Annotated in this window: 7 protein-coding genes; 1 reads left to right on the top strand and 6 read right to left on the bottom strand. The window is 57.9% G+C overall.

Annotated features, from left to right (window positions below):
- Window positions 1-145 precede the first annotated feature (145 nt).
- From OO015_RS13960 to OO015_RS13935, 6 genes are read right to left on the bottom strand one after another with little or no spacing between them, the layout of a single operon-like run.
- Window positions 146-2,074, bottom strand: a complete 1,929-nt coding sequence (locus tag OO015_RS13960; RefSeq protein WP_265942239.1) for a cellulase family glycosylhydrolase — start codon at window positions 2,072-2,074, stop codon at window positions 146-148.
- Window positions 2,075-2,125: 51 nt separating this feature from the next.
- A complete protein-coding gene (locus OO015_RS13955; protein ID WP_265942237.1) occupies window positions 2,126-2,965 on the bottom strand; it encodes an ABC transporter ATP-binding protein in 840 nt (279 codons plus the stop codon).
- A gap of 1 nt (window position 2,966) precedes the next feature.
- Window positions 2,967-3,974, bottom strand: coding sequence for an ABC transporter ATP-binding protein (locus tag OO015_RS13950; RefSeq protein WP_265942235.1), 1,008 nt, complete (start codon window positions 3,972-3,974; stop codon window positions 2,967-2,969).
- A gap of 15 nt (window positions 3,975-3,989) precedes the next feature.
- A complete protein-coding gene (locus OO015_RS13945; protein WP_265942233.1) occupies window positions 3,990-4,898 on the bottom strand; it encodes an ABC transporter permease in 909 nt (302 codons plus the stop codon).
- A gap of 9 nt (window positions 4,899-4,907) precedes the next feature.
- Complete coding sequence (locus OO015_RS13940; RefSeq protein ID WP_265942231.1) at window positions 4,908-5,921, bottom strand: ABC transporter permease; 1,014 nt, start codon at window positions 5,919-5,921, stop codon at window positions 4,908-4,910.
- 15 nt (window positions 5,922-5,936) lie between these two features.
- The gene (locus OO015_RS13935) at window positions 5,937-7,790 is read right to left on the bottom strand and encodes an ABC transporter substrate-binding protein (protein WP_265942229.1); all 1,854 of its coding nucleotides are present in this window, start codon (window positions 7,788-7,790) and stop codon (window positions 5,937-5,939) included.
- A 626-nt stretch (window positions 7,791-8,416) separates the two neighbouring features.
- On the opposite strand from OO015_RS13935, the gene OO015_RS13930 reads away from it, so the two are divergent.
- Window positions 8,417-10,894 carry a beta-glucosidase family protein gene (locus OO015_RS13930; RefSeq protein WP_265942227.1) on the top strand — a complete coding sequence of 826 codons (2,478 nt, stop codon included), beginning with the start codon at window positions 8,417-8,419 and terminating at the stop codon, window positions 10,892-10,894.
- Window positions 10,895-11,151: the final 257 nt, after the last annotated feature.

Here is an 11,151-nt window from a genome sequence, read left to right as displayed (position 1 = left end):
GGATACAGCGCTGGGGTGAGGTAGTGTGGCAGGGAGGAACGCCGGATCGGGTACGCCACACCGTTACAACTGCTGTTTTTCAGCAGTAACCAGAATTTGCGCGAATCCCTCCGGTCGTTACGCTGACGATACAGCTCGGAAGCGTTCAACGTCGGACACGGTAGGTCGCTACTCCGTATGGGGGCAGGGAAATCGGCGGATCGACCTCGGCGCCTGACTCGAGATCCTCGAGGACGAGCCCAGGTGCGGTAGCGGGGCGGATTTCGGCGGATGTGGCTCGGTGGCTGACGATCCACAGAAACTCGGTTCCATCGTCACGGATCAGCCGGTCACACCAGACATCGGCGTCGGGAACTGTGACGGGAGGGGTTGCGCCGGCCAAACGAGCCAGTGCACGGTAGAGCGTGATCGTCGATGCGTCAGGATTGCTTCTTGGCCGGCTGGCTGCAAAGTATTCGATGGGAAACGTTGCGAGGATGAGTTGTCCCTTGTCGAGAGGTCGAACGAGAAGAGCCGGTCTCCCGTGCTGGTCACGAGCGATCACGGTTGCCTCCGTCGGTTCGACCGGCAAGAATGCGCGTCCGTTTTCGTTTCCGCTGACACGAAAGCGGAGTACCGTTCCAACTGGAAGATCGCCAAGAGGTTGCTCGAAGGTCCACACAACTTCGTCGTCTTCAACCGGATCCGTGAGCCCGTACCGAAGCAGGTGACGAACGCCGAACAGTTGGTTGAGCATCGGCCACCACGGGCCCCGTTGTGTTTGGGTAACCCCCGGGAAGTACGAAACGTAAACCGTGCTGCCCGCTGCAGCGAAGGCTTCCAGCCGATTCCAAGTGGGGGTAGTCAGGGCTTTGGTGGATGGGCAGAGGAGAAGGCGCACTTGGGGCCAATCGTCCAGTTCGCGGATACAGAGCGGTGCGAGATCGGCGAGTCGGAGAGTGCAGTAGGTTTGCAACAGAATCTGTCGGAGGGTCGGGCGTTCAGCCGCATTCGTGAACGGATAAGCCGTATCGAAATAGGACGAGATGAGGAGCGCGACTTCGGTCGGCGTTCGCGTGCAGCGATCGAACTCAAGACGATCGAGTGTCGTGCGAAAACGGTGAAGTTCGATAAGTGGGGCTTTCGGCCGTCCAGTAACATCCGTAACACCAAAGTGCTGTTCGAATGGATGGTGGCGGTACGGATCCTGCTCTGGCAGATCGAAGTCGGTGTTATTCCACGCGAGCCAGCCGACTGCTCCGGCGAGGAGTGTACTGTGTAAGACGTGTCGGTAGTAAACAGCTGCGTTCTCTTCCGACACGAAGTCCGTCGTACAGCCAAATTCCTCCAACAGTACGGGCTTACCAAAATGACACAGTTCGCATGTGAAGGCAGCGGTGAGATTTTGCCGAACCTCATCGTCGCTCATCGGGTAAACGTGTGGACCAACAAAATCGATCGTTCGTATGAGATCACGGAGCCGGAAACCATTATCGTTGCCAGTGACTTCTATACCCCACGCGCCGTCTCCGAGCGAGACCGGGTGGTGTGCCCCCGCAGCCCTGACGGCTTGCACCGTGATCTCAGCCCAGCTTTTGCCATAGCGCGCGTCCGTGCTTCCACCGTAGATCGGTACTTCGTTAGAAATGAGCCAAGCCACGATCGCAGGATGATCCTTGAAGCGCTGTACGATCTCACGAATGTAGAAGGCCTGCTGGGCAAGAAGCCACCCGTCACGATAGAGATCGAGATCGTGACGCCAACGCGGATCCCAGTTTTCACCCGACATATGGCCAACGATGAAGGTTGGAATGGTCTGGATCCCCGCTGCCCAGCAGAGGTCCAAAAAGGTGGCGAAGCGGGCAACGCACGTATCGTCGAGGTAATCGGGCTCAGGCATGAAGTGAGGCCAGAAGAGGAACGCGCGTATGACGGTCAATCCGTGTTGTGCCAGGATATGCAGTTCTTCCCGAATGACGTCGATATCGAAACGTTGCCACATGAAGGGACCTGCCGTACGCGACCAATAGTTGACGCCCAGCCAGGGGCGACCACCACTCGTCGGTAATTTCGGAGCTGGACGGGGCGCTGTCATTGCTCTCTCCTCCCGACTCAGCACGCGTCGTGTGTACGGCGAGAAAAGTCCTCAGTGCGTGGCAGGAGAATGCTGCGGTGGGGGTGGTATGAAGTGAGCAGATCGACCCTCCCCGAGTCTCGGCACGTCGGCTAGGAGTCGTTGCGTGTAGGGATGACGAGGCGACCGCAGGACCGACTCGACCGGGCCGTGCTCGACGATTTCTCCCTGGTACATCACGAGCAAGCGGTCTGCGAGGTAATACGCTTGCCCGAGGTCGTGCGTTATGAAGATGACGGAAGTGCCTCGGCTGCGTAGTTCTGCAAGCAAGTTCAGCACAGTTACACGTAGTGACGCGTCCAGCATCGAGGTGGGTTCATCCGCCACAAGGAGCCTCGGCTGTAAGAGCAGAGCACGCGCAATCATGACGCGTTGCCGCTGCCCGCCAGAGAGTTGGTGTGGCCACTTGTTGAGAATTGCAGCCGGATCGAGGCCAACTGCTTCGAGCGCGGACGCGATCGCCTTTTCTCGAACTGTTTGTGGCGGAGAATTACCCAGAATACCGAGCGACCGGAGGAGGAAACGGCGCACGGTCAGAAATTGATTGAAAGTCGCAAAAGGATCTTGGAAAACTGCCTGGACATGTTGCCAGTAACGGTGAAGTTGGCGACCCTGCAGTCGTGTCACATCACCGAGGATGTGGAATTTAATGACCCCTGAAGTCGGTGGGAGGAGACGGAGAATGAGCCGTGCGAGCGTGCTCTTGCCACTGCCGCTCTCACCGACGATCGCAACGATTTCTCCACGTCCCACCGTGAAGCTGACGTTCTTGACTGCGGTTATGGCTGTGCGCCCACTGCCGAAACGACGCGAGAGCCCTTCGACCTCCAGCAGAGCTTGCGAACTGGTCATGTTACTGATCCCTCTTCGTCGGCTCCAGCTGAAGACGCTCGAACACCCACCAGCAGGCGACAAGACGACCATCGATCTGTTGCAATGGGGGGTGTTCCTTGATACAGCGCTCGAATGCGTATGGACAACGCGGATGGAAGCGACAACCGGGTGGCGGTTGGCGTAGGTCGGGCGGCTGTCCAGGGATGCCTTCGATTCGCTGCCCGCGCTTGATGCGGCCTGGAACAAGCGTCGCGCGAATGAGCGCTTGCGTGTACGGATGTTGGGGGCTGTGCACGATCTGCCGCGTTTGTCCCAGTTCGACAATTTCGCCTGCGTACATGACGGCGATGCGATCCGTAATGTTGCTCAAAAGCGGTAAATCGTGGCTGATGAAAAGAATACTCGTGATGATCTGTCGTTCGAGTAACTCTAGGAGTAAGTGTACCAGAGCGCGCTGCGAAGAAACATCGAGTGCCGAGGTCGGTTCATCAGCGATCAAGATCCGGGGATTCAGGATAGTCGAAATGACAGCGACCACCCGCTGCTTCATCCCCCCGGAAAGCTGGTGAGGATAGGCGTCGAGGACTCGGGCTGACAGCGACAGTTGTTCAAGCCGTTCGCGAGTGCGCTCGATGGCGCTCTGGCGATCGACGTTCGGGTCGTGGGAGCGAAGAACGTCGTACGCAAAGTCGCGCACCCGAAGCGTCGGATTGAGTGCGTTCATCGCGCCCTGCGGAAGGAGAGCGATCAGACGACCACGCCAGTCGCTCGGTATCCGGTCGGCGCTCGCGAGCGTCACGGTTTTTGCGTCGAACGAGAGCGTCCCGGCGAGAACGCGGAGTGGTGGACGCGCAGTGAAGGAGAGAACGGAGGCGAGGGTGGACTTGCCACACCCGGATTCACCGACGATACCGAGCACCTCCCCGGGCATGACGGTGAGCGAAACATGGTCAACAGCGTGCACCTGCTGTCCAGTGGCTAGCTGGTAGGCAGCGCTGACCCCCGAAACTTCGAGTATCGGCTGCATAGGAAAACTCCGTCTCTAGTTCCTGCGAAGGCGCGGATTGAACAGTTCATCCAGGCTCGACTGAAGCAGGAGGAGCGCGAAGGCGATCACGGATAAGAGCAGAGTCGGCGGAAAGAATGCCCACCACGCTCCGGTGCGAACCGCTTCCCAAAGAAGCGACCATTGTAACATGATACCGAGGGAAATCGTATTGCTGGGTCCGAGTCCAAGAAGACTCAGTGCAGCCTCTTGTAGGATTCCACTCGCAAACTGTAAGACGAATGCCATGAAGATGTATGAGAACATGTATGGTATAATGTCCCAAAGAATCAGTGAGAGAGTGCTTGCGCCCGATAAGCGCGCAATATCGAGGTGCTCACGTGCACGGAGGCTGCTCGTCTGGGCTCGCACGGCGCGCGCAGTCCACGGCCAGCTCGTGATGCCGATGATGAGACCCATGACGAGGATCGAGCGCGAAGCAACCGCGATCGACAGGAGAATGAGGATCACGATCGAAGGGATCGTGATGACCACATTGGTGATTCCCATAAGTGCTTCCTCGACCCATCCGCCGCGGAATCCGGCGACGGTGCCGATCGCCACACCGATCGCTGTGGCAGTGGCTCCAGCGATCAAGCCGATCGTCAGAGATGTCCTTGTCCCGTACATGAGTTGTGCAAACACGTCGCGGCCGAAATTGTCCGTCCCGAGCCAGACTGTGCGCGATGGTGGATCGTACAAACCGCCGACGATCCGGAGCGGATCGCGTTTCCCGAACACCGTTGGACCGAGAATTCCGAAAAGCAAGATCAGTGAAAGGAGCGCAATACTGATCCAAAAGCGTGCGTTGATGCCGATACCGCCGAGACGCAGGATGGTCAACAGCAGTCCGAGTGGACGAGGATATTGCGCTGGTTGCGTCGACTGAGCTGCCGCGACACCCATCGTCGGCTCCTATCGCTCGCCAGCCTGTACGGCGCGAATGCGTGGATCGATGAGTCCATATGCGATGTCAACGACGTAGTTCGCGACGAGGATACCGATCACGATCAGCAGGGTGATGCCTTGAATCAAAGGATAGTCATTTTGCCGGATCGCGCTGAAAAGCAAGGTACCGATGCCGGGATAGCCAAACACGATTTCTGTGATCAGCGCACCCCCGACGAGTGACCCGATCGACAGGGCTAGCCCTGTCACCTGTGGTAGCATCGCGTTACGAAAAATGTAGCGGACGATGCGACGATCTGGAATTCCTAAACTCCGCGCATAGTTCACGTAATCAGAGTTCAGTTCGTAGATTGCCATCGAGCGCATACCCACGGCTTGCCCTCCGATGAAGATCACAACGAGTGAGAGGAAGGGTAGCCAGTAGTGACGGAGGGCGTCGAGAAGGAACGACCACGTCAACGTCGGTAGGCGACCGTACGAGTAACCGCCACCCGGTGGGAAAATGGGTAGGGCAACGGCGAGCCCGTACAGCAGCATAATGGCCAGGCAGTAGTACGGAATGCTGGAGACGAACAATGAGATGACGAACGCTCCTCGATCAAACCAACCACCGCGGTAGGCTGCGATCGCCCCGAGCATGTTACCGATGAGCCAACCAAGTAAGATGGCAGGAAGTTGGAGTGCTACCGTCCACGGCAGCGCTCGGAGGATCAGATCATTGACCTTCGCTGGAAACACCGAAAAGGAAGTTCCCAGGTCGCCTCGCGTCAGGTTACCGAGGTATAACAGAAACTGTTCCCACATCGGCTTGTCGAGGCCGAACTCGCTGATATAGTTTTGGTAGATGCGGCGGAGCGCCTCGCCCTCCGCTCCGCCGCCGGCTGCCATCCGTGCGACGAGGGCATCGACGGGATTACCCGGAATGAGCCGCGGCAGGTAGAAATTCGCCGCGAGAGCGAGAAAGAAGGCCAAGACGTACCAGGCAGTCTTCATCAAGAGATACCGCTTGAATGACTTCATGAGCGAGCGAGCCTCTCAGCTCTTCGGCTTGATCTTGTACAAGATCTTGATCCCAGCCCCACCTTGTTGTGGTGGCGCGACAGGATTGTCAGCGTTCGGAAAGCCTGTCCATGTCGATTCGTTGTACTCGTAGAATTCGAGCGGGCGATACATCAGCGGAATCGCTGGGGCGTCCTTCATGAAAATGCGGTCGAGTTCGGCAAAGAGTTCCTTCTGTTCCGTTTCGTTCTGCGATGCTGCCGCCTTATCGAGTAAGTCAGCGACGGCAGGATTCGTATAGCGGTTGTAGTTCCAGAACGCCTGCTGACCGATGGGCGGTACGCCGCGACTATCCAGAACGTCGCGGAAGCGAATCCAGGGGCTTGCCGCACTCACACCGCTTACGAACCACAACGCGAGCTCGAAATCTCCATTCGGAATCCGAGTGAAGAGAACGGGAGCATCGGGAAACTCGGTATTGATCTCGATCCCTACATCCTTCGCGCTTTGCGCGACGAGCTCGAGTGCCGTCTGCCAGTCGGTCCATCCATAGGGGCATTCCACCTTGAATGGGCCGAGGCGCGTGCCATCCGGGAGGACATAAATGCCGTCACCGCCCTTCTTGGCACCGAGTTCCTTTTCCAGAATTTGTACCGCGCGCTGCGGGTCATACTTCCAGCCATTTTGCTGAACGTTGTTTTGATCGAAAAACTTCTTCTCAGCGCCGTCGGGAATGATGAGACTGGAGTTCGCCACGATAGAATAGCGTGACATGGCGAGTTCGGCGATCTGCTTGTAATTGATCGCATGAGCGAGCGCCCGTCGCAGCGTGGGGTTGTCCCACGGCTTCTTGTTGATGTTGATAAACAGCAGCGGAATCGATCCAGGCACATGGTACGGGGGTTGTTTGAACCAGGTGCCGACTGGTAGACGCTTCTGTTCCCACATTTCCCAGATCTTCGGAACGAACTGCTGCGAGATGTCTACCCGGCCCTGTTCGAGCGCGAGGTTACCCTCGTCGTTCGACTTGAAGATCGGATGCACGATGTACTTCGGTGCGGGAGTTCCGAAGACCTTGCTACCCCAATAGTTGTCGTCTCGTTGCAGCGCTACACGCTCCGGCGAAAAGCCGACGAGCTTGTACGGCCCGGAGCCGACCGGTTCGGTATCGACGATCTCGGTCAGCTTCTGGCCCGACTTGGCACGTGCTTCCCAAATGTGCTTGGGGAGGATCTTGACCGCACTGAGCATCATTTTGACGAATCCAGGGTTGAGTTGCTCCTTGTTCAAGACGATACGAATAGTCCGATCATCAACTTTGCTCATACTCGACACATAATCAAAAAAGGTATTATAGGGCACTTCGGGATGATCTTTCGCAAGTTCAAAGGTGAACACGACATCATCGGCGGTCAGTGGCTTGCCGTCTTGCCACTTGGTGCCTTGATGAAGAGTGATGACCATCGTTGCGGCGTCGGGCTGCTCGAGTTTTTCTGCGAGAAGCGGTTCCAGTTGACCACTCAGCAGATTGAAGCCGAACAACATCTCATAGATATGCGCAAAGGGCGTGTTGAAGCCGCCACCGGCTGGCCAGCCTGTTCCGGGCGTCATCGGGTTGAACGTCGTAGGTGGACCCCACTGGAAACCAGCGACGAAGAGTGTTTCGTTCCGTGGAAATTCGCTGACCGTGCCAGTCGTTGCCACAACGGTGGGACTACCAGCGGTAGACGGGGCGGTTGCAGCTGGGGTCGTGGTTGGCGAGCCTTGGCGACAGCTGGCTAACAAGCCGCTGGTTGCGGCAGCGCCCACTGCGAGCAGGCTCGCCACGAAGCGTCGTCGAGTGAGCGAGATACCGGGCGAATAGTTCGTACCGCGCTGACCGTATTGCATGATCATCCCTCCTCACGAAACCCGACTACCGGTCTCTCCCAACCGTTCTCGGTCGAGTGTTACGCATTCTTCTGCCACTCGCGCGCGCTATTCCATGGACCGTTTGGTTAGCTCAACAAGATAGCATGTGGACCACCTGGCGTCAAGAGCATGCGATGCCCCGTGTCGCATCCCTAAGCGTGAGGCCGAGATGGCGATTTCCCTCGGCGGCACTTGTCTCCGACTGCGGTGCGCGGTAGGGCGGAACGAGCGGTGGGTCCGGAAGTGGTAGAGGGTGCCCTCTCGCGTGCTTGACTTATAGTGTACGCCATTGCCATGATCGAGGTTAAAAACACCAACAAACCAGCATGAAATAGGGTGTACTCGACATGATAAATATACTATGTCAATAATAACAAGAGACTATAGCAGAAGTAAACTTGTTCCTAAGTACTGACAGTCACGGATTGTTATCCGTGTCCCAGCGATGGTGCGTTCGTGCTGGCTCGTGGCAGTATGTGGCTGGAATGGCAGAGGCGATGTCTAGTGGGCCGTGATTGGGCGGCCGGCGAGTTGAGGTAGACAAGGGCCCCGCTGGCTCCTATAGTGATGGGCTGTTCGGGCAGCCACACGGGAAGGGGGATGCTGTGGAGTCGAGGCGCGATATCGACAAGCTCGTCGAGATGTTGACCATCGATGAAAAGGTTGCACTGCTCGCTGGGGACAGCATGTGGACCGTTCCCGGGGTGCCTCGCCTCGGAATCCGGCCACTCAAAGTGAGCGATGGGCCAGCTGGTGTGCGCGGGAGCCGTATCGTGCCAGCAGCTGCCTTCCCCGCTCCTGTTCTCTTGGGGGCCACCTGGGACCCCGAGCTCGTCAAGCGTGTTGGTCATGCACTGGCTGAGGAGGCAGAGACCAAGGGCGTGCACGTTGTCCTCGCCCCCACGATCAACATCCAGCGTACGAGTCTAGGAGGGAGGAATTTCGAGTGCTTTTCGGAGGATCCCTGGCTGACTGCGCGACTAGCTGTGGCATATGTCCGTGGTCTTCAGGAACGCGGGATCGGAGCTTGCATCAAGCATTATGTTGCAAATGACCAGGAATTCGAACGGATGACTATTTCTGTTGAAGTAAGCGAGCGAACTTTGCGCGAGGTCTATCTGTTTCCGTTTGCAGTCGCGATTGCCGAAGCTGATCCGTGGTGCGTCATGGCAGCCTATAACCGGCTCGGTGGTACCTACTGTTCGGAGCATCCCTGGTTGCTGACAACTGTTCTGCGCGAGGAGCTCGGGTACCCAGGCGTCGTCATGTCTGACTGGTTCGCGACCCACAGTACCGCGCAGGCATTACGTGCGGGTCTCGATTTGGAGATGCCTGGACCCCCGCAGTGGCGCGGGGAAAAGCTTCGAGACGCTCTCCAGCGTGGGGAGGTATCGGAGGAGGTCGACCGCAGTGCCCGGCGTATCCTCTTGCTCTACGAACGGGCTGGCCGCCTGGATCCCGGGCCAAATGTCGTAGAGGAGCGGGCGATCGATCGTCCGGAACATCGGGCACTCATCCGTGAAGTCGCGGCATCCGGGATGGTGTTGCTCCGGAATGATGGAATTCTCCCTCTAGACCTCACCACCTACCGCCGAATCGCGGTGATCGGGCCACACGCAACCCGGCCCGCCGTTGGCGGCGGTGGTAGTGCCTTCGTGCGTTCGCATCGGGTAATCAGTCCAGTAGAGGCTCTCCGTGAAGTGGCGCCACAGTGCGAATTCCTCATCGCCGAAGGTGCCGCCATCTACAAGCTGATCCCTCAACTGGAGCACAGCGATGTCGGAGTCGAGGGAATAACGCTCGTTCTGTACCCGAACCCCGAGTTTGCAGGCGAGGCAGTTGCGACCCTACCCGTCCCGTCAACTGACTTCATCTGGCTCGGAGAGGTGCTGCCAGGCGTCGATGCGACGAACTTCGCGGCTCGGGTTCGTGTCCTCTATCGACCGACGGAATCCGGTCTGTACGTGCTCGGCGCGAGCGCCGTCGGGCAGGTTCGTCTTTTCATCGACGGAGAGCTCGTGCTCGATAATTGGACCGCACCGCAGCCTGGGAGAACGTATTTCGGTTTCGGGAGTGCTGAACAGCGGGCCGAGGTTGCCTTGGAAGCGGGGCGTACGTATGAGCTTGTTGCTGAGTATCGGAAAGCGCAACCGGGAATGCCTCTGGCTGGTTTCCGCTTCGGCGTCGTGCATGCTCTGACGGATGCCGAACGTATAGCTCGAGCTGTTCGTGCGGCTCAGGAGGCTGAACTGGCTTTGGTTTTCGCCGGTCTCAGCCCAGAGTGGGAGAGTGAAGGCTTCGATCGAGATTCCTTCGACCTACCAGGATCCCAAAACTCGCTGATCGAAGCAGTCGCTGCGGCGAATCCCAATACAGTGGTCGTGCTCACTGCTGGATCTCCCGTCAATCTGCCGTGGCTGGATCGGGTTCGGGCCTTGCTTCTGGCTTGGTATGCCGGTGAGGAAGTAGGACATTCGGTCGTCGATGCGCTGACGGGTGTCGTCGAACCGGCGGGGCGACTCCCGTTCACCTATCCACGACGGTTGGAGGACACACCGGCTTTCCTTCATTATCCCGGTGAGTTCGGGCGCATAGCGTACTGTGAGGGTGTGTTTGTCGGTTATCGGTGGTACGATGCGCGGGGTATCGAACCGCTCTTTCCGTTCGGGTACGGTTCTGGTTATACCGAGTTCCTTTACCGTGATCTCGTACTCGATCGCTCGATCCTCGAACCCGGGGAAACTCTCCGTATCTCGTGCACCGTGCAGAATGTGGGTTCGCGCGATGGGAGTGAGGTGGTTCAACTCTATATCGGTTTTCCCGGCGGGAGCGTCCGACGTCCGCCGAAGGAACTCCGCCGCTTCCAGCGTGTCCAGTTGGCTGTTGGAGAGTCAAGATCCGTGACCTTCACCATCGACTCACGGGATCTGGCGTATTTCGACGAAGCAGCGAAGCTGTGGGTTGCTCCCGCCGGTTCATACGAAGTGCTTGTCGGATCCAATGCTCGGGATATTCATTTGCGGCAGCGCTTCGAGCATATTCAGGAGCAGCAATGGAAGGCAGGTGAGCGGTTCTTGTTGTGACAAGTCCCGTATCTCCTGGGACGCTCTCATTATTCTTCTGGTGAAAGTGCAGCAGGATAGTGTCGCCCTTTATTCCATCGATTTTCGGGGTTCGTTCGGTTATCGCGAACAGAGTGATTGAAGGGCTCCGATGATCGAGCCTAGGATTTGGAGTCGAGTAGCAGATCGCTCGCCGAAGGACACTCGTGCGACTTGCGCAGAGCAAGGAGTCGATATGTACGAAGCTGTACGGGAGCCGCATTCAGCGTCAGTCGCAC

Source organism: Thermomicrobium sp. 4228-Ro, assembly GCF_026241205.1.
Classification (GTDB): domain Bacteria; phylum Chloroflexota; class Chloroflexia; order Thermomicrobiales; family Thermomicrobiaceae; genus Thermomicrobium.
This window is presented reverse-complemented; position numbering and strand designations above follow the sequence as displayed.